Origin of the sequence: Enterobacter sp. UNJFSC 003 (genome assembly GCF_036903355.1) — a bacterium.
Taxonomy (GTDB): Bacteria; Pseudomonadota; Gammaproteobacteria; order Enterobacterales; family Enterobacteriaceae; genus Enterobacter.
Map to the genome: position 1 here is coordinate 1 of NZ_JBAKHK010000016.1, position 24,154 is coordinate 24,154.

At 51.2% G+C, this 24,154-nt stretch carries 23 protein-coding genes and 1 tRNA gene; 20 read left to right on the forward strand and 4 right to left on the reverse strand.

The features are described 5' to 3' along the window. Positions 1 to 232: 232 nt before the first annotated feature. Entirely contained in the window at positions 233 to 1,036 is an 804-nt protein-coding gene (gene dkgB, locus V5P19_RS21430) for a 2,5-didehydrogluconate reductase DkgB (protein WP_334407323.1), read from the forward strand. A gap of 22 nt (positions 1,037 to 1,058) precedes the next feature. On the opposite strand, the gene yafC is transcribed toward dkgB, so the two are convergent. Further along, on the reverse strand, positions 1,059 to 1,973 hold the full coding sequence (yafC, locus tag V5P19_RS21435; RefSeq protein WP_334407325.1) for a DNA-binding transcriptional regulator YafC: 915 nt from the start codon (positions 1,971 to 1,973) through the stop codon (positions 1,059 to 1,061). Positions 1,974 to 2,077: 104 nt separating this feature from the next. Here yafC and V5P19_RS21440 point away from each other — a divergent pair, with 104 nt between their 5' ends. The 3 genes from V5P19_RS21440 (at position 2,078) to V5P19_RS21450 (ending at position 5,041) form a co-directional block, all read left to right on the forward strand. Continuing rightward, complete coding sequence (locus V5P19_RS21440) at positions 2,078 to 3,253, forward strand: MFS transporter (RefSeq protein ID WP_334407327.1); 1,176 nt, start codon at positions 2,078 to 2,080, stop codon at positions 3,251 to 3,253. Between the two features lie 137 nt (positions 3,254 to 3,390). Beyond that, positions 3,391 to 4,191 (forward strand): endonuclease/exonuclease/phosphatase family protein, encoded by an 801-nt coding sequence (locus tag V5P19_RS21445; RefSeq protein WP_334407329.1) that lies wholly within the window; start codon positions 3,391 to 3,393, stop codon positions 4,189 to 4,191. A gap of 76 nt (positions 4,192 to 4,267) precedes the next feature. Further along, positions 4,268 to 5,041 carry a methyltransferase domain-containing protein gene (locus V5P19_RS21450; RefSeq protein WP_334407332.1) on the forward strand — a complete coding sequence of 258 codons (774 nt, stop codon included), beginning with the start codon at positions 4,268 to 4,270 and terminating at the stop codon, positions 5,039 to 5,041. Between the two features lie 52 nt (positions 5,042 to 5,093). Here the strand turns inward: V5P19_RS21450 and mltD are convergent, their stop codons facing one another. Next, entirely contained in the window at positions 5,094 to 6,458 is a 1,365-nt protein-coding gene (mltD, locus tag V5P19_RS21455) for a murein transglycosylase D (protein ID WP_334407334.1), read from the reverse strand. Positions 6,459 to 6,526: 68 nt separating this feature from the next. After that, entirely contained in the window at positions 6,527 to 7,285 is a 759-nt protein-coding gene (gene gloB, locus V5P19_RS21460; RefSeq protein ID WP_334407336.1) for a hydroxyacylglutathione hydrolase, read from the reverse strand. 32 nt (positions 7,286 to 7,317) lie between these two features. Here gloB and V5P19_RS21465 point away from each other — a divergent pair, with 32 nt between their 5' ends. After that, positions 7,318 to 8,034 carry a class I SAM-dependent methyltransferase gene (locus V5P19_RS21465; protein WP_334407338.1) on the forward strand — a complete coding sequence of 239 codons (717 nt, stop codon included), beginning with the start codon at positions 7,318 to 7,320 and terminating at the stop codon, positions 8,032 to 8,034. On the opposite strand, the gene rnhA is transcribed toward V5P19_RS21465, so the two are convergent. Continuing rightward, complete coding sequence (rnhA, locus tag V5P19_RS21470) at positions 8,035 to 8,502, reverse strand: ribonuclease HI (RefSeq protein WP_334407340.1); 468 nt, start codon at positions 8,500 to 8,502, stop codon at positions 8,035 to 8,037. It lies immediately after the preceding gene. Between the two features lie 64 nt (positions 8,503 to 8,566). Here rnhA and dnaQ point away from each other — a divergent pair, with 64 nt between their 5' ends. The 15 genes from dnaQ to V5P19_RS21545 all read left to right on the forward strand — a co-directional run bounded on the left by dnaQ (position 8,567) and on the right by V5P19_RS21545 (position 24,100). Then, positions 8,567 to 9,298: a DNA polymerase III subunit epsilon gene (gene dnaQ / locus V5P19_RS21475; RefSeq protein ID WP_334407342.1), complete on the forward strand. Its 732-nt coding sequence runs from the start codon at positions 8,567 to 8,569 to the stop codon at positions 9,296 to 9,298. A gap of 132 nt (positions 9,299 to 9,430) precedes the next feature. Next, positions 9,431 to 9,507, forward strand: a tRNA-Asp gene (locus tag V5P19_RS21480). 529 nt (positions 9,508 to 10,036) lie between these two features. Further along, complete coding sequence (locus tag V5P19_RS21485; RefSeq protein WP_119935421.1) at positions 10,037 to 10,228, forward strand: DUF4762 family protein; 192 nt, start codon at positions 10,037 to 10,039, stop codon at positions 10,226 to 10,228. Positions 10,229 to 10,367: 139 nt separating this feature from the next. Beyond that, positions 10,368 to 11,039 (forward strand): DsbA family protein, encoded by a 672-nt coding sequence (locus tag V5P19_RS21490; RefSeq protein ID WP_334407345.1) that lies wholly within the window; start codon positions 10,368 to 10,370, stop codon positions 11,037 to 11,039. 2 nt (positions 11,040 to 11,041) lie between these two features. Then, positions 11,042 to 11,989 carry an ABC transporter gene (locus tag V5P19_RS21495; RefSeq protein WP_334407347.1) on the forward strand — a complete coding sequence of 316 codons (948 nt, stop codon included), beginning with the start codon at positions 11,042 to 11,044 and terminating at the stop codon, positions 11,987 to 11,989. 62 nt (positions 11,990 to 12,051) lie between these two features. Then, on the forward strand, positions 12,052 to 14,193 hold the full coding sequence (locus tag V5P19_RS21500; protein ID WP_334407349.1) for an ATP-binding cassette domain-containing protein: 2,142 nt from the start codon (positions 12,052 to 12,054) through the stop codon (positions 14,191 to 14,193). An 8-nt stretch (positions 14,194 to 14,201) separates the two neighbouring features. Continuing rightward, entirely contained in the window at positions 14,202 to 15,377 is a 1,176-nt protein-coding gene (locus V5P19_RS21505; protein ID WP_334407351.1) for an efflux RND transporter periplasmic adaptor subunit, read from the forward strand. Beyond that, positions 15,370 to 17,316: an ABC transporter permease gene (locus V5P19_RS21510; RefSeq protein ID WP_334407353.1), complete on the forward strand. Its 1,947-nt coding sequence runs from the start codon at positions 15,370 to 15,372 to the stop codon at positions 17,314 to 17,316. The genes V5P19_RS21505 and V5P19_RS21510 overlap by 8 nt, the downstream gene beginning before the upstream one ends. Next, a complete protein-coding gene (locus tag V5P19_RS21515) occupies positions 17,313 to 18,707 on the forward strand; it encodes a TolC family protein (protein ID WP_334407355.1) in 1,395 nt (464 codons plus the stop codon). Before V5P19_RS21510 ends, V5P19_RS21515 begins: the two co-directional genes overlap by 4 nt. 3 nt (positions 18,708 to 18,710) lie before the next feature. Continuing rightward, complete coding sequence (locus V5P19_RS21520) at positions 18,711 to 19,982, forward strand: beta-ketoacyl-[acyl-carrier-protein] synthase family protein (protein WP_334407357.1); 1,272 nt, start codon at positions 18,711 to 18,713, stop codon at positions 19,980 to 19,982. Then, the gene (locus tag V5P19_RS21525) at positions 19,982 to 20,794 is read left to right on the forward strand and encodes a MaoC/PaaZ C-terminal domain-containing protein (protein WP_334407359.1); all 813 of its coding nucleotides are present in this window, start codon (positions 19,982 to 19,984) and stop codon (positions 20,792 to 20,794) included. The genes V5P19_RS21520 and V5P19_RS21525 overlap by 1 nt, the downstream gene beginning before the upstream one ends. A gap of 46 nt (positions 20,795 to 20,840) precedes the next feature. Next, a complete protein-coding gene (locus V5P19_RS21530) occupies positions 20,841 to 21,089 on the forward strand; it encodes an acyl carrier protein (RefSeq protein WP_334407361.1) in 249 nt (82 codons plus the stop codon). Positions 21,090 to 21,092: 3 nt separating this feature from the next. Further along, positions 21,093 to 21,827, forward strand: a complete 735-nt coding sequence (locus V5P19_RS21535; protein WP_334407363.1) for an SDR family oxidoreductase — start codon at positions 21,093 to 21,095, stop codon at positions 21,825 to 21,827. A 709-nt stretch (positions 21,828 to 22,536) separates the two neighbouring features. After that, the gene (locus V5P19_RS21540; RefSeq protein ID WP_334407365.1) at positions 22,537 to 23,085 is read left to right on the forward strand and encodes a tyrosine-type DNA invertase; all 549 of its coding nucleotides are present in this window, start codon (positions 22,537 to 22,539) and stop codon (positions 23,083 to 23,085) included. A 493-nt stretch (positions 23,086 to 23,578) separates the two neighbouring features. Continuing rightward, positions 23,579 to 24,100 (forward strand): fimbrial protein, encoded by a 522-nt coding sequence (locus V5P19_RS21545; protein ID WP_334407368.1) that lies wholly within the window; start codon positions 23,579 to 23,581, stop codon positions 24,098 to 24,100. Positions 24,101 to 24,154 lie beyond the last annotated feature (54 nt).

The window sequence follows — 24,154 nt, forward strand, 5'->3', positions numbered from 1 at the left end:
AGTTCAGTCGGTTAGAATACCTGCCTGTCACGCAGGGGGTCGCGGGTTCGAGTCCCGTCCGTTCCGCCACTTATTAAAAGCCCTGAGCTTACGCTCAGGGCTTTTTTCTTGTCAGTCGAATAATTATTGCTGAATTAGCAAAAATCCTCTGCGTTTTACGCTCTTTTTCGGCATAACAGCAACAGCGATAATCTTCCTCAGTTTACGAACACAATAATTAACGAGGAATAACATGACTATCCCTGCATTTGGTCTGGGCACTTTCCGCCTGAAAGACGACGTTGTTATCGCATCAGTAAAAACGGCTCTTGAGCTTGGCTATCGTACTCTTGATACGGCACAGATTTATGAAAACGAAGCTGCCGTTGGCCAGGCTATTGAAGAGAGCGGCATTCCGCGTGACGAGCTTTTTGTCACCACTAAAATCTGGACTGAGAATCTCAGTAAAGACAAGCTGATCCCAAGCCTGAAGGCGAGCCTGCAAAAACTGCGTACTGACTATGTGGATCTGACCCTGATCCACTGGCCATCACCGAACGATGCCGTTTCAGTCGAAGAGTTCATGCAGGCGCTGCTGGAAGCGAAAGAGCAAGGTCTAACGCGTGAAATCGGTATTTCTAACTTCACTATTTCACTAATGGAAAAGGCGATTGCAGCCGTTGGCGCAGAAAATATTGCCACCAACCAGATTGAACTGTCGCCATATCTGCAAAACCGTAAAGTTGTGGACTGGGCCAGAGATCATGGCATTCACATTACGTCTTACATGACGCTGGCCTATGGTAAGGCGTTGAAAGATGACGTCATTGTACGCATTGCTGAGAAGCACAATGCAACGGCTGCACAGGTGGTCCTGGCGTGGGCGATAGGGGAAGGGTATGCCGTCATTCCGTCTTCGACCAAACGTGAAAATTTGGCCAGTAATCTGCTAGCGCTGGGTCTCCAGCTTGATGACGACGATAAAAAAGCGATCGCTGCTCTGGATTGCAACGATCGCCTGGTCAGCCCGGAAGGGTTAGCACCAAACTGGGATTAATATTGACCCGATCCTCTGTATTCTAAAACCCTCGTACAGCTCCTTCGGGAGCTGTTTTTATATGTTCGCTCAGGAAGTCGATGAAAGCACGAATACGCGTGCTAACGGCTCTGTCACTGTAATATACCGCGCTAAAAGGCATTTCCACCGGCAGACGTTTATCTGCCATCAGCTCCACGAGTTCGCCGCGTGCAATTTCTTTATCAATCATGTAATCGGACAAACAGGCTACCCCATTCCCTTCAAGGCACAGCTGCTTTAATGTTTCTCCACTGTTGGAGGATATCCCGCAGATGATTTCATGCAGCTGCCCGTCATGACAGGCAACAGGCCAGGTGTTCAACGACACCGGCTCTGTAAAGCCCAGGCACAGATGCTGTTTCAATTCTTCAACGGTCTCTGGTTTGCCATGTTCAGCAATATACTGCGGCGAAGCGATAATTTTGCGGTAGCTGGTAAACAGGGGGCGGGCACGTAGGCTGGAGTCTGTTAACGTTCCTGCCCGAATTGCCACATCGACTTTGCGTTCGATAAGATTGATAAACGTTTCGGAAGAAACTAAAGAAAGCGTCATCTCCGGATAGCGTTCACGGAAAGGCTTGATCAGCGGCATCAGAAAATGCAGCACGACTGGCGTTGCCGCATCAATACGCAGCAATCCACGCGGCGTACTGCGGGTTTCCATAATTTCCGTTTCCGCAGCCGCCATCTCCTGCAGGACTGACTGCACACGACGGAAATAACGCTCACCTTCCTCCGTCAGGCTCAGCTGCCGCGTCGTGCGGTTGAGTAAACTCACTCCAAGCTTCATCTCCAGCTTTTTTACCGATCGGCTAATGGCGGAGTTGGCCTGCCCTAACTGTTCTGCAGCACGACTAAAACTGCCGCTTTCGACGACGGCGACAAAGATAGTCAGCTCTTCCGATGTTGCTTTCATTGTTGCACCACCTGCAAAATTCTATTCATATTTTGAGCATTTTTGTTATTTAAACACTGGCGCATACTGCTTGTCATCTTAATACTGAAGAGACGGAGTATTCTATGCCACTGGCGCTACTTGCCCTGACGATCAGTGCCTTTGCAATTGGCACGACCGAGTTTGTTATCGTAGGCCTTGTTCCTACTATCGCCAACCAGCTTGCTATCTCACTGCCCTCTGCCGGGCTGCTGGTTTCCATTTACGCGCTGGGTGTTGCCGTCGGTGCGCCTGTACTTACGGCGCTGACCGGACGATTCCCGCGTAAGCAACTGCTGATGGCGTTGATGGTCCTGTTTACTGCCGGCAACATTCTGGCCTGGCAGTCCCCGGATTACACCACGCTGGTCATTGCTCGATTGCTGACTGGCCTCGCGCACGGGGTGTTTTTCTCCATCGGTTCCACCATTGCCACCAGTCTGGTGCCAAAAGAGAAAGCGGCATCGGCCATTGCGATCATGTTTGGCGGATTGACCGTTGCACTGGTGACCGGCGTACCGCTCGGGACATTCATTGGACAGCATTTCGGTTGGCGTGAAACCTTTCTGGCGGTCTCTTTACTGGGTGTGATTGCTCTGGTAGCAAGCCTGCTGCTGGTCCCCTCGACTATCCCGGGCAGGGCCAGTGCCAGCCTGCGCGATCAGCTGAAGGTGCTTACTCACCCGCGTTTACTGCTCATCTATGCCGTTACGGCGCTCGGATATGGCGGCGTGTTCACAGCCTTCACCTTCCTCGCGCCGATGATGCAGGATCTCGCGGGTTTCTCCCCGACTGCGGTGAGCTGGATTTTGCTGGGCTACGGTATCTCCGTTGCTATCGGTAATATCTGGGGCGGTAAACTGGCTGATAAACATGGCGCAGTACCGGCTCTGAAGTTTATCTTCGCCGCGCTGGTTGTACTGCTTCTGGTATTCCAGTTCACGGCATCCATGCAGTACGCTGCCCTGGCTACCGTTCTGGTCATGGGGGTCTTTGCCTTTGGTAACGTCCCGGGGCTCCAGGTATATGTGGTACAGAAAGCAGAGCTGTATACCCCGAATGCGGTGGATGTCGCATCCGGTTTGAACATTGCCGCTTTTAATATCGGTATCGCGATCGGTTCTATCGTAGGCGGCCAGACGGTTGAGCATTATGGGCTGGCGCAGACCCCGTGGATTGGAGCTGTCATCGTGCTTGTTGCCTTCCTGCTAATTGGCCTGAGTGGCCGCCTTGATAAACCCACTCGCCTCGCACTTGGGTAAACAGCGGTAAGTGCTTGCTTACAAAACAAGAACGATGTTTTGCAGTAATTGCGTTGAAAGTGTGACCTAAAGTCCCTATAACATTAGAACCAGTCCGTTTTCCGGACTGGTTTATGTTATAGAGGCCGTTACCAAAAGTGCGAAAAAATACCTATGCCATGCGTTACGTTGCCGGACTGCCCGCGGAGAGGATCTTGCCTCCGGGGTCGTTTGCGAGCATCAGCCAGGCATTGCCCGCAGGTACACCCTTAAGCAGCGATGAAAAAATTCGGGTGCTGGTGTGGAATATCTTTAAGCAGCAGCGGGCAGAGTGGTTATCCGTGCTTAAGAACTTTGGTAAGGATGCCCATCTGGTGCTGTTGCAGGAGGCGCAAACCACGCCTGAGCTGGTAAGATTTGCGACTACTAACTATCTTGCTGCTGACCAGGTTCCCGCGTTTGTGTTACCGCAACACCCGTCCGGGGTAATGACGCTTTCTGCTGCGCATCCGGTTTATTGTTGCCCGTTGCGGGAACGTGAGCCGATCCTGCGTCTGGCGAAATCGGCGCTAGTGACGGTCTATCCGTTACCAGACACCCGACTGCTGATGGTTGTGAATATCCATGCAGTGAACTTCAGTCTTGGAGTGGATGTTTACAGCAAGCAATTACTTCCGATTGGCGACCAGATTGCCCATCACAGCGGGCCGATCATTATGGCCGGGGACTTCAACGCCTGGAGCCGTCCACGCATGAATGCGCTGTATCGTTTTGCGCGTGAAATGTCGCTGCGTGAAGTCCGTTTTAACGATGACCAGCGTAAAAAAGCCTTTGGTCGTCCTCTCGATTTTGTCTTCTATCGTGGTTTGAGCGTGCACGACGCTTCCGTACTGGTGACGCGCGCCTCCGATCACAATCCTCTGCTAGTAGAATTCAGTCCCGGCAAGCCTGATAAATAATGGTATGTCAGGTCTGCCGTGGGGCAGACCTATGCTGGTGCTGCCCTTTATGTTTAATCAACCAAAGGACAGCATAATGACAACAACACACTCCCACCATGACAACGTAGAAAAACAGTTTGGTTCTCAGGCAAGCGCTTATCTGAGCAGCGCCGTGCACGCCTCTGGGCGGGATTTGGTGCGTCTCAGCGAGCGTTTGGCTGCATTCCCGCAGGCACATGTTCTGGATTTAGGGTGTGGAGCAGGGCATGCCAGCTTCACTGCCGCACACCAGGTTGCACGGGTGACTGCGTATGATTTATCGAGCCAGATGTTAGAGGTGGTAGCAGAGACAGCAAAAGCCAAAGGATTGAATAACGTCGCTACGTGCCAGGGTTATGCAGAATCCTTACCTTTTCAAGATGCGTCGTTTGAGGTTGTTATCAGCCGCTATTCAGCGCACCACTGGCATGATGTTGGCCAGGCGTTACGAGAAGTGAAACGCGTTCTGAAGCCGGGTGGGATTTTCATCATCATGGATGTGATGTCGCCGGGTCATCCCGTGCGCAATATCTGGCTGCAGACCGTAGAAGCACTGCGCGACACCTCGCATGTACAAAACTATTCTAGCGGAGAGTGGTTATCGTTGATTACTGAAGCCGGTTTGATTTCACGTTCGTTGATAACCGACCGACTGCCGCTGGAATACAGCTCGTGGATCGAACGTATGCGGACGCCAGATGCCTTGAGTCAGGTCATCCGTCTGTATCAAGACAGTGCTTCTGCGGAAGTGAAAGCGTACTTTGAATTGCAGAATGACGGGTCGTTTACCAGCGATACCATCATGGCAGAGGCGTACAAAGTGGGATAAAACAAAAAAGGCACCGGGGGAATCGGTGCCTTTTTATCGTTAGATCGTGTTATCAGGAGTCTGGCGTTGCGTTGTTTTTAACAAACAACGTCAGTTGATCACCCGGTTGCAGATTGTCAGTACCATTGTTCCAGCGCATCACATCTTTGATGTTAACGCCGTGACGCTTAGCGATACTGGACAGCGAATCGCCTTTACGCACGCGATAGGTAATGCTATCGCTGTTTTTGGCAAGTTGCTGTGCGCTGCTACCCGCTCCTACAGTCAGTGTCTGACCCACTTTCAGGCCTGAGCTGCGCAGATTATTCCACTGCTGCAGATCTTTTGCCGTCACGCCAAGGCGTGATGCAATGCCCGAAAGGGTATCACCTGAACGAACCTTATAACTTCGGCTGCTTACCGGTGAGGTGTCTGCAATCAGCGTTGACTGAACAGCAGCAATTTCACCTGAAGCCAAAGACTCGCGTAACTGATCGGCATGCTTCTGCGGAATCATTACATACTGTGGGCCGCTTGCCCCCAGCGTTGAGCCTTTAACACCTGCATTAAAGGTTTTCAATTTACTTACCGACATACCTGTCATATCGGCAACCTGTTGAATATCAACCGGGCTGCTGAGGCGAACGCGCGCCAGTGCACGACTTTCGTCTGGTGTTGGCAGTTGTACACCGTAACGCTTACTGTTCTTGAGAATATCGCTCAAGGCCAGCATCTTCGGTACGTAAATCTTCGTTTCCTGTGGCAATGAGAGCGACCAAAAATCAGTGGACTTACCACGCGCTTTATTCGCTTTCATTGCCTTCATTACACGACCTTCACCGCTGTTATACGCAGCAACTGTTAACAACCAGTCACCGTCAAACATCTTGTTCAGACGTTGCATCATGTCGAGAGCGGCTGTCGTTGAAGCGACAACATCACGACGCGCGTCGTAACTGCGGGTCTGTTTCAAACCATAATTGCGCCCTGTGCTCGGAATGATCTGCCAAATGCCTGCGGCATTGGCGCCAGACGTCGCGTGTGGGTCAAAAGCGCTCTCCACTATGGGTAGGAGTACCAGCTCCATCGGCATGTTACGTTTCTTAACTTGCCCGGCTATCCAGTACATATACGGCTCTGCCCGTAACGTTACATCGTGGAGATAGCTCTTATTTCTCAAATACTTCTGTTTCTGTTCGCGAATCCGGGTATTCTCCGGAATTCCCATCTTTAGCTCGTCGCCAATAGAGGCCCACAAGTCTTGTTCCTGCGCGAAAGATGTCCCATCGTCCAACCATCGCGCCTGACTTGTAAACTTCCCTGCTTCCCCTTGACCAGCTGCAGAAAGGCTCTGTGCGTGCTGTTGTACATTGCTGCCGTTTTGAGACTGGCAACCTACAAGCAGGACAGAGGCGAGTAATATCGCTTTTGCCTTCATGTGTGTGTCAATAGTTGCTTAAAAGACGAGCGATAATAACGGCGAAATTTTGAAAAGGCAACCCGCAATTATCTGAAGTTATCTTTCTTTGACCTTAACCATGCAAATCGCTGTTCTGGTTGTTGCAATTTTGTTTCTTGGTTAATTTTGTCAATTAAATCAGTGTCATCAGTTCGTAAAAATAAATTTATTTGCCGCTCCTTTTTCAGAATTACAGGGAGTGTTTTTTGGTTTTTTGCACGTAACTCCTTCACTTTGTGGTAATAATCCTGAATTGCGCGATCGTCAGGTAAGATGCTGGCAGAAAACTTCATATTCCCTAATGTATACTCATGTGCGCAACAAATGACGGTATCGTCAGGTAGGGCGCTAATCTTCTGTAGGGATTGATACATCTGGGCTGGCGTACCCTCAAAGAGTCTACCACAGCCTCCAGAGAACAGCGTGTCGCCGCAAAATAGATAAGGTTTACTGTAGAAACAAATATGTCCGGAAGTGTGACCGGGTGTAGCAATTACGGAAAATTCCCACCCGAGTATGAGGACATTTTCGCCTTCTTCGACTACTTGCGTCGTTCCCTTATCTTGTGTCTCTGCCGGTCCGTAAACCACCAGATGCGGAAATTTTGTGCGCAAATCGGGCACGCCGCCTACGTGATCGTCATGGTGATGAGTGAGCAGTATGGCCTCAGGTCGCCAGCCATTTTCCGCTATAGCCTGTAAAATCGGCGTCGATTCTCCGGGATCGACGATGATGCATCGGCGATCGTCTTCAACCAAAACCCAGATGTAATTGTCCTGAAAAGCAGGAATACTGATAAGATTCATACATTACCTCTTACAGCGTGGCGGATGTGTTGATGAAACCGGCAAGGATACCTCAGACTGTCGTAGCACCGGAACGTTGGGCGGAATTGCCTTGGGGTGAATACTATCGTGAAGCGTTAGAGCAACAGTTAAAGCCGTGGCTCGCGAAAATGTATGGTTTTCACCTGCTTAAGCTTGGCAATCTCAGCGCAGAAATCAATACCGAAAGTTGCGCTATCTCGCATCAGGTCGATGTTTCTCTCAATGGCTCCCCGGTTCATGTGAAAGCTGACCCGTTGCATCTGCCGTTTGCGGAAAAATCGGTTGATGCGTGTTTGCTTGCCCATACGTTGCCTTGGTGTAGCGATCCCCATCGTCTGCTGCGTGAAGCCGATCGCGTGCTGATTGATGACGGCTGGCTGATTATCAGTGGGTTCAATCCTCTGAGCCTGATGGGCTTACGCAAGCTGGTGCCCGTATTGCGTCGTACGCCACCCTATAACAGCCGGATGTTCACGATGATGCGCCAGCTGGACTGGCTTTCATTGCTAAACTTTGAAGTGCTCTGCTACGGGGGGTTTCAGGTACTGCCCTGGGCGAGGAAGGGGGGCGTTGTGTTGAGTACCCATCTGCCTGCCTTAGGTTGCATGCAGTTTATCGTTGCGCGTAAGCGGACAATTCCCCTTACGCTAAACCCGATGAAGCAGAGCAAGTCGAAAGCGCGGATCCGTCAGACCGTCGGCGCTACGCGTCAATACCGTAAACCCTGATCAGGATTCTGGCTGATACCCAACATCCTCATGGGCAGGATTGGACGCGGCCGCACGTGCAAGTTCGTCACAGCGTTCGTTTTCCGGGTGGCCAGCATGGCCCTTTACCCATTCCCATTTGATCTCGTGCTGGCCCAATGCCGCATCAAGGCGTTTCCACAGATCGACGTTCTTGACCGGCTTTTTATCTGCCGTCTTCCAGCCGCGTTTTTTCCAGTTGTGGATCCACTGGGTAATACCCTGGCGCACATACTGGCTGTCGGTGCTTAATACGATGTCACAATGTTCTTTTAAGGCTTCCAGCGCCACAATTGCCGCCATCAACTCCATGCGATTGTTGGTGGTCAGGAAATAGCCTTCGCTAAAAGTTTTTTCGTGCTGGCGATAGCGCATTATCGCACCATAACCACCAGGCCCTGGGTTGCCGAGACAAGATCCATCGGTGAAAATTTCTACCTGTTTACGCATCTCTGGTAGACTTCCTGTATTCGAAACGTTCAGTTAAACGATAAGTCTGACATAAATGACCGCTATGAGCACTGCAATTACTCGCCAGATTGTCCTCGATACCGAAACCACCGGTATGAACCAGATAGGCGCGCACTACGAAGGGCACAAGATCATTGAGATCGGGGCCGTTGAAGTGGTGAACCGTCGTCTTACGGGGAACAACTTCCACGTTTACCTCAAACCCGATCGGCTGGTGGATCCAGAAGCCTTCGGCGTCCACGGTATTGCGGATGAGTTCTTGCTGGATAAACCCACCTTTGCTGACGTGGCGGACGAGTTTCTGGAATACATCAAAGGCGCAGAGCTCGTCATCCATAACGCGTCGTTCGATATCGGCTTTATGGATTATGAGTTCAGCAAGCTTAATCGCGATATTCCGAAGACGAACACCTTCTGTAAAGTGACCGATAGCCTGGCGCTGGCAAGGAAAATGTTCCCTGGCAAGCGTAACAGCCTTGATGCACTTTGCTCGCGTTATGAAATCGATAATACCAAGCGAACGCTGCACGGCGCATTGCTCGATGCCCAGATCCTGGCCGATGTCTACCTGACCATGACCGGTGGTCAAACGTCGATGAAATTCAGTACGGAAAGTGAATCTCAGCAGATGCAGGGCGAAGCCGGTATTCAGCGCGTTGTCCGTCAGGCCAGCCGCCTGCGGGTCGTGTTAGCCAGTGATGAAGAGCTGCTTAATCATGAATCCCGTCTCGATGTAGTCCAGAAAAAGGGCGGAAGCTGCATGTGGCGTGCCTGAAAAAGTGCTGAAATGCCGTTTAAATCACCGTTTGGGTGGTTTTTGCAGCAAACGATTCAAAAGACAAGAAAAAGCGTTGACGAGTTCGACGGCAAACCGTAATATTCGCCTCGTTCCCCACACGGGAACAGTGGAGCGGTAGTTCAGTCGGTTAGAATACCTGCCTGTCACGCAGGGGGTCGCGGGTTCGAGTCCCGTCCGTTCCGCCACTATTCAGGGCCACGTTATTTATAACGTGGCCCTTTTTCATTTCTCTGCTTTCAAAAAAAACCACAAAACTTTGGCTTCTCCTCTCTCCCCAGTGCGTGCTTCCGATCTCTTTCCCCTGTACTGTTTGCACAAAAATTTCAAAAAAAATTTCGACATTAGGATCCTGAAGTCCTGACTATTCCTAAGAAATATCCTGCACAAAAGGCCGGGTAGATCTTTAATAGGGTAAGGATTATTTTTTATTGTCAGAATAAAGCAGCATTGAATGTAAGAAATATCTTGTATCAATGATAATGAAGTACCTTTTTTTGCCTGATATAAGCCGTTTCAGCATATTGCCTATTCAAAAAAACGCTACTACTATGCGCCCTATCCGATAATGGCACTGAAGCACTATGCTTCAGTATTACCATTGTGGGATGCAGAAATGATAACGGTATATGTCATCTCTGCGTGGTATATCTCTTCATATACCAAACGATATTAGCTCATACTACATACTTTAATAATCAAATAAGGAAATCACAGATGAAAAAAATCAATATGTCTGAAGCAAGCGCAGTTGTCGGTGGTACTACTACGTGTGTTAACAGCTTCGAACTGAACCTGGTTGGCGACGCTACCGTTTGTAATGCCGTGAAAACCTGTACTGACAAGAATGGCGTTGTGACAAAAACTTTCACAGCTGCAGCAATCATCAACTGCGGTAATGTAGGCTAAACGTTAGCTTCACAATAAATAAGAGTAAATTTCTTTACGAGTTATTCTTATGGGCGTTGTTTCTTACATACAACGCCCTTGTGAAAAATGATATCTAAAACAGCCATCGTTTTATCATATTCAGGATTGAATGCCTCACATGAAAAAAAGAATCCTCTACGTGCTGGCTTATACCGTCTTTGTTGCGGTTATTTCAGCAGTGATTACTACAGCCTGGTTCCATACTTTTGTTTTAAACCAATCCAGTGATGATGGGCAGCAGGTATTGACGGCAATTTCGGCTGAAAAATTGGCCCAAAGCCCAGTAGCGGATGGGGATGACATTATTGAGATTTTCTCATACGGCTGCCACTATTGTGAAATAAACGAAAAAAATGTCGATGCGCTGGAAAAAAGTATGCCTGCCGGTAAAAAGCTGGTGCGCCTGCATTTCAGTCTGGACAATCAGGGCGGTCTGGCACGCTATGCACCGGTATTCGCGACCCTTCAGGTCATGGGCATTGAAGAGGCTCATCGGCAGAGCGCTTATGATGCGGTCATGAAGCATCACATAGATTTAGGCGATCCGGCAAAGCGTGATGCATGGCTGGAAGACAATAATATTGACGTTGCTGAATACCGTAAAGTTAGCCAGTCTGCCGAAGTCAAAGCGCGTCTCGATTATATGACCCGTGTGTCCCAGTATTATGATATCAATGCGACCCCGACCTTTATTGTTGCGAAAAAATGGGTTGCTATTCAGGACCGTGATTTCCCGTCATTTTCTGAAAAACTGCTTTCTATTTTAAAAACAGGTAAAGCACCGGAGTAATCATGAAATTTTATGCCCTGTGGTGCGCGCTGTTTTGGCGGAATTTCACTGCCTGGTGTCAGTGGTTAGTATATAAACTGCAGCTGATTGTCTACAGGGCGCATTGTTTGTTATTCCGACGTTTGCATTATCGAATTGTGTTTGCGTTTGCTCACGTCAGGCGATTTTTGAAACTCATTCCACGCGATGTGAAACTGCGTGCAGCCGTGGCAGAGTCTAACCGTCAATGCCTGCTTAACGATAAAAAAAAATTTGATTATGTCTGGCTGACGCAAAGAAGGCAGTTGCTGATTCAGGCTGTGACCTACGGGCAGAACCGGCGGCTATTACGCGAGTTGGCGGCCTGTTCGGCACAGCTTAATAGCGTTGTCGAGCCGCTTCAGCGGGCAGGGCAACCGGTGATCCTTGCCCCACTGCATATGGTGTCGGATGTCCTGACCACGATGGTTGGCGCGGCGGTTTACCCAGGAAAAGCAACGGTGATCACCTCGCGCAGCGCTGACGCCCATTCAGAAGCTGAGCGACAGTTGGGGGGCGTGGATCTCACTTATTGTTCGATTCATGAAGATAATAAAAATATTGCCGGTAATTTAATGACATCAGTGATGGAGGCGGCAGAGAACACGCGCAATATCATCCTGTTCCCGGATATCACCCCTGACTTCACCCATTTTGCCAGTAAAGATAAGGCCGAAAAATTACATTGCCGTTTGTTCGACCGACCGGCCAGTTTACACAGTGGCATTATCAGGTTAGCCAGAATGATGTCGGCGAAGGTGGTTTTTTATCATCTTTATTTTGATAAGGGATTGAGAATTTATATCCATGAACCTGTAACGGCAAAAAGGTTGAAGGCTGAAATGCCGCGAATTATTGAGCAAAGCATTCGTGATCATTCAACTGACTGGATGCTATGGCATTCACACTCGCTCTTTTTTATCAATGATTAAAAATGCATAAAAAGGCGATTAGCGTAATGACAAAAAAGAACAGGTGTTGTGGGGTGTAAATTATGGAAAATATTATTCCTAAAATAGTTTATCAGGCTGAAACCAATGAATGCGCACTGGCCTGTATTTCCATGCTGGCTGAAACGCAGGGTATTCATGCACCTCTGGAAGAGTTGCGCGAACATTTCCCTGCATCCCCCCATGGTACCGCGCTCTCAACGATGTGTGACATCCTTGCGGAGTTAGCCATCCCGGCCTATCCGGTCGCGTTCGATCTTCATGAACTCGCTGAACTCCCTCTGCCGGCGATTTTACATTACGGTGCAAGCCATTATGTCCTGCTGGCCTATCGGCAGGGGAGTTATGTCTGTGTAATGAACCCTGCCATTGGGGAACAGCTCCTGCCGATTGCTGCACTGAAAACAGAAATCAGCGGCTATGCGCTGGTTCTTGACCAGGATAGCGGCAAGACCAAACCGTCAGTGGAACCACACAAGCGGACCCGTCGTTTCCGCGCGCTGGAATGTATGAGTCTGAAACAGACCGCCGCCATTCCGGGCATCTACCGACTGATGATGCTGGCATTTGTGGTGTCACTGACCCTGTTTATCATGCCGGTAATGGTCAGCACTGCTATCAACAACGTCTTTTCGTCAGGCGGAGAGCAGGCGTTCCCGTATTTCTATTACCTTCTGGCGTTTGTCGTGTCGACCCTGTTGGCTTTTCTCGTTCGCAGTATTACAGAGCGCGTTATCAAGCGGTTTGTCGTGATGCAAAGCGTGAGCGGCTTCGCCAGCCTGTTGATGAACTCACTCTCATTCTTCGAAAAACGCAGCCCGGGTGAAATCTACAGCCGTTTCTCCAACTGGCAGATGGCGGCTGCTCAAAAGATTGAGCTAGATAACGGCCTGCGAATTGACTGGGTAGTTGGGGTCATTGCATTAGCCGTCATGTGCTATATCAGCCCGTTGCTTGCCGCTATATCTGCAGCGGGTGTGACATTAATGGGGCTGGTGAGCGTTTGGGCCATTTTCCGAGATCGTTTTTACACGCAGCAAATTCAGGTAAAAAGCGCGGAGCAAAGCGACTTCCTGCTGGAATCCATTCAGGGTTTTGCGACGCTTAAATCCGCAGGCCTGACGGGCCAGCGTCAGGCAGCTTTCGCTGGATATGCGTTATCGCTTTTTGATTCTCGACAGAAGCAAAAAGTGTACGAACAGGTTAAAAGCAGTCTTTATCAGCTGATTGGCAGCCTTGAAATGGTCTTTTTTATGTTTCTGGCATTACCGCTGCTGAAGGACAATCGCATCTCTCTAGGCGAGTTTTTTGCCTACAGCTTCGTGCGGCAGATTTTTACCGCCTATATCACGCAAATATTCTTTTCGATTCTGCAGAAGAACCAGCTGCACGTTATTGATACGCGCGCTGCCGACCTGTTCCCGCAGGTGAAAAAAGAGGAGGACGCTGCTGAATTACAGGCACCGGCCCATTTTACTCAGCAGCTCAGCTACCGTGGCGTGCAGTTTGCCTATGAACCGGGCAAACCCGTCCTCCAGGATCTCTCTCTGCGCGTCTTCCGTGGAGAAACCCTGGCCATCGTCGGCGAATCTGGCGCAGGTAAAAGCACGCTTCTGAAAGCGATTGCGGGGCTCATTGAGCCTCAGGAAGGCGAAATTCTTGCAGATGGGCAGCAGGTGAGCACCCGTCAGGCGCACAAGCTTTTTTTCCTGCAGAGTCAGGAAGACATTCTGTTCAACACCAGCGTTCTGCAAAATATTACGCTTTTTGATCCTCACCACGATGCCGTGAAACAACTGCGTATTGATAAATCCTTACGCGGGCTGAATCTCACCGAGGTGATCGATCGTCTGCCCGGGAAACAAAATGCGCTGATCCGCGAAAGCCATCCAGCCCTCTCCCTTGGACAGCGTCAGCGTCTGATGTTGGCCCGGGCGATGTATAGCGATTGTCCGGTCATGGTACTCGACGAGCCGACAGCTAACCTTGATGAACAAACCGCTTTGCAGGTGATGCAAACCCTCATTGAGCACTGCCATGAATATGGAAAAACGCTCATCACGGTGACGCACAGCGAAACGGCACTGCCCTTATTTGACCGCGTCTACGTACTGAAAGAGGGTCAGGTCAACCCGCTTCAGAGTTCAACGTCCGTTGCCAATGAGACTCAGGGAGCGCTGGCGTGAGCGTGTCTATGAAAAAGATCCTGGTGAGTGTAACTCGCCACCGTAAGGCATTTGTGGCCTCGCTGGTGCTGGTGCTCACCCTGCTGGTGGCCGGAGGGTGGAGAGTGCATACCATGATGTCGGGTAGCGTCGCGCCGGTGGTGACGCACGTTATCGATCGCGGTGACATCGAAAAAACCGTGCTGGCGACCGGGATCCTCAAACCTTCCTCACAGGTCAACGTGGGGGCACAGGTTAACGGGCAGCTTAAGAAACTGTATGTCCGCGCCGGGGACCGAGTGCATAAAGGCCAGCTGCTGGCTGAAATTGACCCCACGCTGCAGCAGAGCGAGCTGCGCAAATCTGAGGCCGAGCTGGAGAGCGCAATGGCGCAAAAGCAGGCATCACTCTACACCTTAACGCAATACCAGCTTGAGCTTAAGCGACAGCAGCAGATGGATCGTGATGGGTCAGGAATGAAAAGCAGCCTGGAGCAGGCGCAGGCCAAAGTCGATACCCAGAAGGCCCAGATTAAAGTTAATGAGGCGCAGATCGTACAGGCGCAGATGGCGCTGGAAACCGCGAAGGCCAACCTGGGCTATACGCGCATTCTTGCTCCCGTAGAGGGGCAGGTACTGGGGATTGTCACCAAAGAAGGGCAAACGGTGGTCTCCTCACAAACTGCGCCGACAATCCTCGTGCTGGCAAATGTCGATACCATGACCGTGCAAACCCGTATTTCAGAAACCGACATTCTGAAGGTTCATCCGGGCCAGCCGCTGTCGTTCTACGTCGTTGCCGATCCTAAGCATCGTTACCAAAGCGTGATGGGCGCCCTTCAGGATGCCCCCAACGATGCTTTACAGGATGAGAGCGTGAGCGCTCAGTCTCAACAGCCTTCCGCCGTGTATTACAACGGTGTGTTCACCGTGCCGAATCCTGAGCATCTGCTCCGAACCTCAATGACCGCACAGGTGTTTATCGTCACCGAGCAGGCCAAAAACGTCGTGCGTCTGCCGGTGATGGCCCTCGGCCAGCCGCAGGGAGGCGACAAGTACCAAATCCAGGTAATGAAGGGAAATACCCCGGAAGAGCGGCTTGTTCGCGTCGGCATTAACGACAGACAGTATGTCCAGGTTATTGAGGGTCTTCATGAAGGCGAGCGGGTGGTGATGCTCAATGCTGCAGGAACCGCAAATGGCTAATACTCCTGTTATCGAGCTTTCGCACATTTCTCGCCGATTTGGTTCTGGCAATGCGGCCGTCACCGTCTTAAAGGATATTTCCCTGCGCGTGAACGCCGGAGAGATGTTGGCCATTATTGGCGCGTCCGGATCCGGGAAATCGACGCTGATGAATATTCTTGGATGCCTCGATAAGCCTTCGGAAGGCGAAATGCGCATTATGGATGTGTCTACGCAGGTGGCCAGCAGCGAACAGCTCGCGCAGCTTCGCAGTCAATATCTTGGGTTTATTTTTCAGCGCTATCACCTAATGCCTTATCTGACGGCCATTGAGAACGTCACGATCCCGGCGCTCTATACGGATATGCCCGCTCACGAGCGCCGGTCGCGCGCAGCGTTTTTGTTGCAACGTTTGGGTTTAGGTAACCGCATGCTCTACCGCCCGGCCCAGCTTTCGGGGGGGCAGCAGCAGCGCGTCAGCATCGCGCGCGCCCTGATGAACGGCGCGCCGGTGATCCTCGCGGATGAGCCTACCGGGGCGCTCGACAGTACCAGCGGTAAAGAGCTAATGACGATTTTACATGGTCTGCATCAGGCAGGGCATACCTTGATTATCGTGACCCACGACCGCAGCATTGCCGAGCAATGCCAGCGCATCGTTGAAATTCATGACGGCCAGATTATCGCCGATCGCGTTAACCCTGCCATACCTCAGGTGGTCTGCCAGGGTTTACCGGCGATTACCACCACCGGACGTACGCCGCTTTGGCAGAGCATCAAAGAAGCGGTACGCATGGCGTGGCGATCGCTTCTGGGCCACCGTATCCGTGCTTTTTTGTCAATGCTCGGCATTATTATTGGTATCTCTTCCGTCGTCTCTTCTATGGCGGTGGGGGAAGGTGCGCGCCAAAATATCCTTAGCCAGATAAGCCAGCTGGGAACCAGCACGATCGAGATTCGGCCCGGTTTGGGCTGGGATCAGCCGCGTCCAGATTTTGAACGCTCGTTGACGTTGGACGACGTAGAGCTTCTCGGCAAGCAGCCTTTCATCGATAGCCTTTCACCGGTTGTTAGTAAGACCGTCAGAGCGATCCGGGGGGGCAAACAGGTTCTGGTCTCCCTGTCGGGCGTCAGCAACGGTTTCTTCCGCGTCCAGGGGTTGCAGTTTGTTGCCGGAAACCGTTTTACGCCACGCGATCTCGAGGATCGTGAGCCGGTGGTGATTATTGATCCTAACATCCGCAGCACCTTGTTTAGCGATGGGCAGGATCCACTGGGCGATATCGTCCAGCTGTCCGGCGTTCCCTTCCGGATTATTGGCGTAGCGGATAAAAAAGGGCCGAAGTATGTCGGCGATCAGCTTGGCGCGTGGATCCCCTACACCTCGCTGCTGGAGCGGATGTCTGGCGATACGCCGCTGCAGTCCATAACGCTGCGTATTGTTGACGGTTACCCCATTGAGATTGCGCAGCAACAGGTGGAACAACTGCTCGATACCGCTCACGGCAAGCGTGATTTCTTTACCATGACCAACGATCAGCTGACCAAAACGATCCGCAAAACGTCTGAGTCCATGACGCTGCTGATCACCGCGATTGCCGGGATCTCTCTTCTGGTCGGGGGCGTCGGCGTGATGAACATCATGCTGGTCTCCGTCACTGAAAGAACACATGAAATTGGCATCCGCCTCTCGGTGGGGGCCCGCCCGGTAGACATAATGCGTCAGTTCCTGATTGAAGCGATGGTCATTTGCACGCTGGGTGGCTTGATTGGCATCGTCGGATCGGGCGTGGCCGGACTCCTGTTTGCCCAAATCACCCACGAATTCACCATGATTTTCACCTGGCCGCCCATTCTTCTGGCCTGCGGGTTCTCGGCGCTTATCGGGCTTGGCTTTGGTTTTTTCCCGGCACGAAACGCCGCCCGTTTACACCCGACGGAGGCGCTGGCACGCGAATGAATACGTTCAAACTATCCTTAACGGCCGCAATGGCGCTGATGCTTGCCGGCTGTGGTCAGGCACTGAAAAGCGAATACCAGCGGCCGCTACTTTCAGTCCCTGATACCTGGCGCGTGCAGGATACCGGTGAAGGTGTCGCGAAGTTCACGCCGCACTGGTGGGACAACTTTGGCGATCCGCAGTTATCCGGGCTTATCGTTGCCAGCTTGCAAAGTAATAACGATTTGGCGCTGGCGGGCATCAAGCTTAAGCAGGCGCGGCTTGCCGCAGGCATTTCAGACCTTAACGTGACGCCGGATGTTTCCGCCCGCGCCAGCGCCAGTAATACCCAGAACATGCGCCGCAATACCACGCCAGCGGAGAGTTACAGTAATACCCTGACGGCCTCGTATGAACTGGACCTGTGGGGGAAGCTGGCGCGCACGCGAGAGCAGTCCGACTGGCTGGCTAAAGCATCGGAACAAGATTTGCGGGCTACCGCACTGACGCTCATTGGCACAACCTCTCAGCTGTACTGGCAGATAGCCAGCCTGAATCAACAAATCGCGGCTATGCAGCAGAGCCTGCATATTGCCGAGGATACGCTTGAGATGGTGGCTTCCCGCTGGCGCGCGGGCGATCTCGGCCAGCTTGATTATCTCCAGGCGCAGCAAACCGTACTCAGTCGGGAAGTTAGCCTGCGGGATCTTCGTCAGCAGCGTGATGAGAGCCGCAATGCGCTCGCTATTTTACTCAGTCGTCCGCCCGGACAGTACCCGGCAGAAAGAACCTCGCTGGATATTCATCAACGCGTACCGGTGGCACAGCGCCTGCCGCTGGAGGTGATTTCCAAAAGGCCAGACGTGCAGTCGGCGGAACTTAATTTGCGCGCGGCGTTGGCCGGTTCGGACGTTGCGCGGCTGAGCTTTTATCCCTCTCTGACGCTGGATGCATCGCTCAATGCGGGGGCGACAGTCTTTCAACAGTGGTTCAGTAATCCGGCCAGAACGCTGGGTTCTGCCGTGGAGCTGCCGTTCATCCAGTGGAATAAAGTCCGTCTGACCATCGAACAGTCCGAGCTGGATGTACAAACCGCGGCGATCCAGTTCAGGAATGCTGCCTATAGCGCCTTGCAGGATATCGATAACGCCATGTCACAGCGCCTGACCTGGCAGCAGGAAAAACAGCATCAGCTGGACGATCTGGCGTTGAGCCAGCAGCGGCTGAGGCTGGTGGAGAGCCAGTATCGTCACGGTGCCGTGGCGTACCAAACGCTGCTAGATGCGCAAAACGCGTTGTTGGATAGCGAAAACACGCTGGTGAAAACGCAATACAACTACCTGTATTCCACGATGAAGCTCTGGCTGGCGCTGGGGGGCGGGGAAAACGACACCGTGAATCTACAAGGATAAATCATGCAAACGGACATTTTACAGACCACGACTATGCCACGTCGGGTGGTGGTCACCGGCTATGGCGCGGTCACCCCGCTGGGGATGAATTCCGCTGAAAGCTGGGCGGCCATCATGAACTACACGCCCGGATACCGCTATTGCGACAAATCTGCCGCGGGGATCAAGTCTCGCTTTTACGGGCTGATCGATGAAGAACCTTCGCTCAAGGGCGTGCCCGCAGCGATCCGTCGACGGCTGCCGCGTTTTGCGCGCCTGACGCTGGCCTCGGCACGTGAGGCGATGAACATGGCGTTTGGCGATGAAAAACCAGAGCAGTATTACGATCTGCGGGATTGCGGCGTCATCATGGGCACCGGCTGGGCAGGGCAGGATGAAACCCAGCTCCATTATGAAGACTATATGCGCACGGGGATGGGATCGCCTTTTGGCTGTTTCTTCTCAATGCCTAACGCCGCCACTGCTGCCGTAAGCCTTTTCTGGGGGCTGCGTGGGTATCAGAACACGCCAGTCGCGGCCTGTGCAACGGGCACTATCGCTATTGGGGACGCGTTTGAGCTGATCCGTAACGGGCGTGCAAACATGATGTTGGCGGGGGCAGGCGAGTCCCTGCGCTCTGATTCGGCCGTGTGGAATATCGACATTCTTGGTGCGCTAGCCAGTGAGCAAGAGGATCTTACGCGCGCCTGCTGTCCATTCAGCCTGCATCGAAACGGTTTTGTTCTCAGCGAGGGGGCTGCCGTGTTATGCCTTGAAGAGTATGAGTCCGCCGTTGTGCGCGGTGCGACAATCCTTGGCGAAATTCTCGGGTACGGGAATTACTCAGATGCCGTTGATTTTACGGCACCAGCCGAGGATAAAATTGCGCGCGTGCAGACCATCCGACGCGCGCTCGACCAGGCCGGCATCGCGCCCGGTGAGCTGGATTATATTAACGCGCACGGAACCTCAACGCCGCTAAACGATCTCAATGAGACCGAGGCGATTAAAATTGCGCTGGGCCCAGAGGCGGCCTATGCCACGCCATGTTCAAGCACCAAGTCCTATACCGGCCATCTGATTGCCGCCGCGGGCAGCTTTGAATCCATTATTTGCCTGCAGGCATTGCAGCATCAAATTGTGCCTGCCACCTGTCACCTGGATGCGCCCGATCCGGCATGTGATTTGGACTATGTGCCCAATATCCATCGTCCTGCCGCGCTGGCTCTCACGCTTAATCTGAGCTTCGGTTTTGGCGGCGCGAATGCGGCACTGGTTATTGGACGGGGGCAATAATGTCTCTGCACTACACGCTGCGTGATGCCGAACGCTGGGCCGCGTTTTCTGGGGATTACAACCCGATTCATTTCGATGCCGCCGAGGCGAAGCTGCTGGGCATGGAGGATGTGTGTGTTCACGGTATGCGCGCGATGCTGGACGTGAAATCACGCCTCAGCCGTGCGCTGGAAAAACAGACATTATCGTCAGGCGGCCTGCTTTTCAGCTGTCGTCTACGCGATCCCGTGGCATGCGAAAACCCTTATCAGCTTGCGTTAAATCATACGCAGTCTGACGGTTTACAGCAGGTTACCGGCAAACTACGCCACGCTCACACTCAGGCTCTCAGCCTCAGCAGCAAGCTCAGCGAGAGTCACTCCCTGGCGTTAACCCCGGGAACGCAGGCTATCACGCTGCAAGGGGAGGCATTATCCACCCTATATCGTCAATTCCAGACGATCGACAGTCAGAGTGCCCCGCTCTGGAGCTTTTATGACGCGGTGCTTTTTCGCCAGCTGGTAAACGCACCGGAAACGCTCGCAACCGTACAAAGCCTGCTGCCCGGGCATAAGGCGACGAGCCTGAAGGACGTATTCAGCCTGGCGCGGGTGGTACAGACCCATCACGAAACCCGTTTTTCTCCACTGTTGCTCGCAAACGCGGAAGAAGGTTCAGCATTTGAACCTTTACATTATTCGGTCTTGCCGACGCTGGTCATGGGAGAAAAAGGGGCCGGACTGGTGTTGGTCGCAGGCATTGAGGCATGGCGGGACAATCAGCCGCTGCTCTCCGTCTCCGCGACGTTAAAAACCGGGCCGCTGGCTGAATAAGAACATACATCAACATTATTAACTGACTGAATTAAAGGAATAAAACATGGCTCAATATGATGAAGTTTACAGCAAAGTTTGCGAGATGCTATGTGATGCAAAAGATCTGAAGGAGGCGGACCTGACGCCAGACATGCCGCTGTATCAGCTTAAGCTCGATAGCCTGGATTACGTGGAATTGATGGTCCTGGCGAAAAAGGCGTTTGGCGTCACCATTGAAGCCGATGTCTTTATTAATAACATCAACATGACTCTGGGTGAGTTGTGCCACTATCTCAGCGAAAAAAGCCAATAAACTATGCGTAATCAATGGATCTTAGTCACCGGCGGCAGCCGTGGAATAGGGCGTGCAACGGTATTACGTCTGGCGAAGCAGTGGAATGTGATATTCACCTGGTGCAAGGATAGCGATGCGGCACATGACGTGGTGCGTGCATGTGAGAGCCTTCCCGGCATGGTGGAGGGCTATCAGTGCGACGGAAGCGATGAGCAGGCGGTTACACGACTGGCGGCCGATCTGCTGGCGCGCTACGGGGCTCCTTATGGTGTTATACACAACGCCGGCATAACCCTTGATGCGCTGCACATTCACCAGAGCCCGGCGAACTGGCGTCAGGTCATGGACACCAACCTTAATGCCATATTTTACTGGAACCATCTGCTGCTCGAACCCATGATGATGCAGGGAGGAGGATCGGTGGTATTGATGTCGTCGGTGACGGGGGTGAAAGGCAACAGCGGGCAGAGCGCCTACGGCGCCAGCAAGGCGGCAATGATTGGTTTGGCGAGAACATTATCGGTCGAACTGGGTCGTTTTGGCGTACGCGTTAATTGTCTACTGCCGGGCTACATCGATACTGACATCATGAGCAGTATCCCCAAAGATAAGCTGGCAGACCTACGAAAAACGATCCCGATGAAACGCTTCGGGAAAGTGGGTGAAGTAGCCGCCGCCGCCGCTTGGCTTGTCAGCGAAGAAAGCACCTACATGACCGGGCAGACGCTCATTCTGGATGGCGGGCTATCTGCCTGATCCAGGGTGTTCATATGATATGACGCTAACAGGACGTAACACGTCCTGTTTTTTTTTGCTCCCGACTCTTCCTCAGGTTGTTCCTGTCTTAATTCTTGCTGCACTCAGTTAAATCATACTCAACCCGGTAGGATATCTCTTTGTCTGCAGCTGGAAAGAGCCCTTTCCGCTGCCATTCGTGTCCGTTCTTGAAAAATCATGTGCATATTCTGATATGAGCAGATGCCGAACCTCAGAAAAATCCTTATAAAAAACGGGGTGTTGGCGGAATATCATCCCTTCAAAGGCTCGTAAAGGATGAAAAAATAGCGAGAACTGAGTCCTTTATAGCATTTTTTAAATCAAGCACTCGGCTGGATAAATATTTATCTCAGGTTAAATTATGTGCGATTTTTACGCTCCCCTTCGATTACTTTTTTATCTCTACATATATCTTTCTTGTTTTACTGGCAAGAATGACTTTTATTCCCATTTATTTGCTGTATTGCTCTTTAAGACGTATATTGGGATTATCTGTATTCTTATAATTTATACCTTATCAAAAGGAGGGCTTATAAATGCGTTGAGTAAATCTGGCGCTATTATAACATAATACATCATGACCTCTCTTTTTCTGGGGAGGGTAATTTCAATATCAGAATAGCATTTTGGGATGAGTACCACCGAAATTAATGCTTATCTGGGACCACCATGAACATGAAGAGGCACTATGAAAAATCGCAAATATCTGACGCCGTTCGAAGTTGAGAAACTCCTTGAGGCCACGCTGCGCGGTAAACATGCGGAGCGGGACTACTGCCTGATCTGGATGTGCTTCATCCATGGCTGTAGGGTCAGTGAAATCAGCAGCTGGCGACTGTCTGATATCGATATCGAAGGTAATAATATCTATATCCATCGATTAAAAAATGGCTTTTCAACCGTTCATCCACTTTACAGACGCGAACGAAAGTCGTTAATGCTTTGGATGAATAAAAGGAAAGAATATCGGGGGGCGGATACCGACTGGTTATTTCTTTCTAACCGGGGAGCGAAATTATCCCGGCAACGAATTTACTGGTTAATCAGAAATTATAGTCAGGCTGCCAATCTGACAATTAATGCTCACCCACATATGTTAAGACATGGCTGTGGTTTTGCTCTGGCTGACAGAGGAATCGATACGCGCTTAATTCAGGATTATTTAGGCCATCGGAATATACAGAATACCGTTATTTATACGGCAAGCAACGCTAATCGGTTTAAAGAAGTATGGTAATTGAGTTGTAATTAATTATTTCAAGGGAGTCATTTTGAACTAAATTGGAACATACTTTAGTGAACCGGTAAATTTCTGTCAACTGACAATCTATTTATGCGTAATATTTTGCCGTTAATATCGTACTTTCAATGCGTTATGAGCAAGATCTCTATTTAATCGTCAGACTTTTCCCCTCGGTTTTTTCTTATACCCCTGCCGACTCACCCATTCCATTTAACAATTGATTAAAAACTGCCTCTGTACTTATCTGTTTTAATGCGTAATTTTAGTGTTTTATTCTAAATGATTTTACTTTTTTGGTGTTTAACACCAAAGGAGTCACTTTAGTTCAAAATGAATCGTTTCTCTATCGGGTACAACCGGGCGGCGATTTATTAATTGAGGTGGAACCTCATGGACTAAATAAAGGAATGACAGATGGTTTTGTCATAACTAATTCGGTAGCCGTTCAACTGGTATATCGTTTTTCATTGTTTATAGGATAACACTCGTGAAAAAGACTCTTCTTGCTATTGCTCTGATGGCTTCATCAACTATCGCTTCTTCTGCTTTCGCTGCTGATGGCGCAGTTAACTTCACCGGCACCATCACTGATGCGGCTTGTACTATCGATACCGCGTCTAAGAATCAGGATGTTTTCCTGGGCAACATTGCGCGTACCGCTTTCCCAGCGGCGGGCTCTCTGGCTGCGGCTAAGAAATTCACCCTGGTACTGACCGACTGCCCGGACACTGTAACCGGTGCGACCGTACGTTTCGATGGTAACCAGGTTTCCGGTGATAACAGCATTCTGGCACTGACTGCGGGTGACAGCACTGCTACTGGCGTGGGTATTCAGATTTCTGACAGCCAGAACAAGGTTGTTCCACTGTACGAAGACTCCTCTGTTTACCCTCTGGTAAGCACCGGTCCTAACAACCTGGACTTCAGCGCTCGCTACATCTCCCTGACTGATTCAGTCACCGTGGGTGAAGCGAACGGTGTAACTCAGTTCACTGTCGTTTATCAGTAATTTCGACAGAGCTAAATCAGATCGGAGGCCATCTGTGCCTCTGATCTTTTTGAA

Coding starts and splice junctions, on each gene's coding strand:
- dkgB (WP_334407323.1), top strand. CDS start 233: ATGACTATCCCTGCATTTGGTCTGGGCACTTTCCGCCTGAAAGACGAC.
- yafC (WP_334407325.1), bottom strand. CDS start 1,973: ATGAAAGCAACATCGGAAGAGCTGACTATCTTTGTCGCCGTCGTCGAA.
- V5P19_RS21440 (WP_334407327.1), top strand. CDS start 2,078: ATGCCACTGGCGCTACTTGCCCTGACGATCAGTGCCTTTGCAATTGGC.
- V5P19_RS21450 (WP_334407332.1), top strand. CDS start 4,268: ATGACAACAACACACTCCCACCATGACAACGTAGAAAAACAGTTTGGT.
- mltD (WP_334407334.1), bottom strand. CDS start 6,458: ATGAAGGCAAAAGCGATATTACTCGCCTCTGTCCTGCTTGTAGGTTGC.
- gloB (WP_334407336.1), bottom strand. CDS start 7,285: ATGAATCTTATCAGTATTCCTGCTTTTCAGGACAATTACATCTGGGTT.
- V5P19_RS21465 (WP_334407338.1), top strand. CDS start 7,318: ATGAAACCGGCAAGGATACCTCAGACTGTCGTAGCACCGGAACGTTGG.
- rnhA (WP_334407340.1), bottom strand. CDS start 8,502: ATGCGTAAACAGGTAGAAATTTTCACCGATGGATCTTGTCTCGGCAAC.
- dnaQ (WP_334407342.1), top strand. CDS start 8,567: ATGAGCACTGCAATTACTCGCCAGATTGTCCTCGATACCGAAACCACC.
- V5P19_RS21485 (WP_119935421.1), top strand. CDS start 10,037: ATGAAAAAAATCAATATGTCTGAAGCAAGCGCAGTTGTCGGTGGTACT.
- V5P19_RS21490 (WP_334407345.1), top strand. CDS start 10,368: ATGAAAAAAAGAATCCTCTACGTGCTGGCTTATACCGTCTTTGTTGCG.
- V5P19_RS21495 (WP_334407347.1), top strand. CDS start 11,042: ATGAAATTTTATGCCCTGTGGTGCGCGCTGTTTTGGCGGAATTTCACT.
- V5P19_RS21500 (WP_334407349.1), top strand. CDS start 12,052: ATGGAAAATATTATTCCTAAAATAGTTTATCAGGCTGAAACCAATGAA.
- V5P19_RS21505 (WP_334407351.1), top strand. CDS start 14,202: ATGAAAAAGATCCTGGTGAGTGTAACTCGCCACCGTAAGGCATTTGTG.
- V5P19_RS21510 (WP_334407353.1), top strand. CDS start 15,370: ATGGCTAATACTCCTGTTATCGAGCTTTCGCACATTTCTCGCCGATTT.
- V5P19_RS21515 (WP_334407355.1), top strand. CDS start 17,313: ATGAATACGTTCAAACTATCCTTAACGGCCGCAATGGCGCTGATGCTT.
- V5P19_RS21520 (WP_334407357.1), top strand. CDS start 18,711: ATGCAAACGGACATTTTACAGACCACGACTATGCCACGTCGGGTGGTG.
- V5P19_RS21525 (WP_334407359.1), top strand. CDS start 19,982: ATGTCTCTGCACTACACGCTGCGTGATGCCGAACGCTGGGCCGCGTTT.
- V5P19_RS21530 (WP_334407361.1), top strand. CDS start 20,841: ATGGCTCAATATGATGAAGTTTACAGCAAAGTTTGCGAGATGCTATGT.
- V5P19_RS21535 (WP_334407363.1), top strand. CDS start 21,093: ATGCGTAATCAATGGATCTTAGTCACCGGCGGCAGCCGTGGAATAGGG.
- V5P19_RS21540 (WP_334407365.1), top strand. CDS start 22,537: ATGAAAAATCGCAAATATCTGACGCCGTTCGAAGTTGAGAAACTCCTT.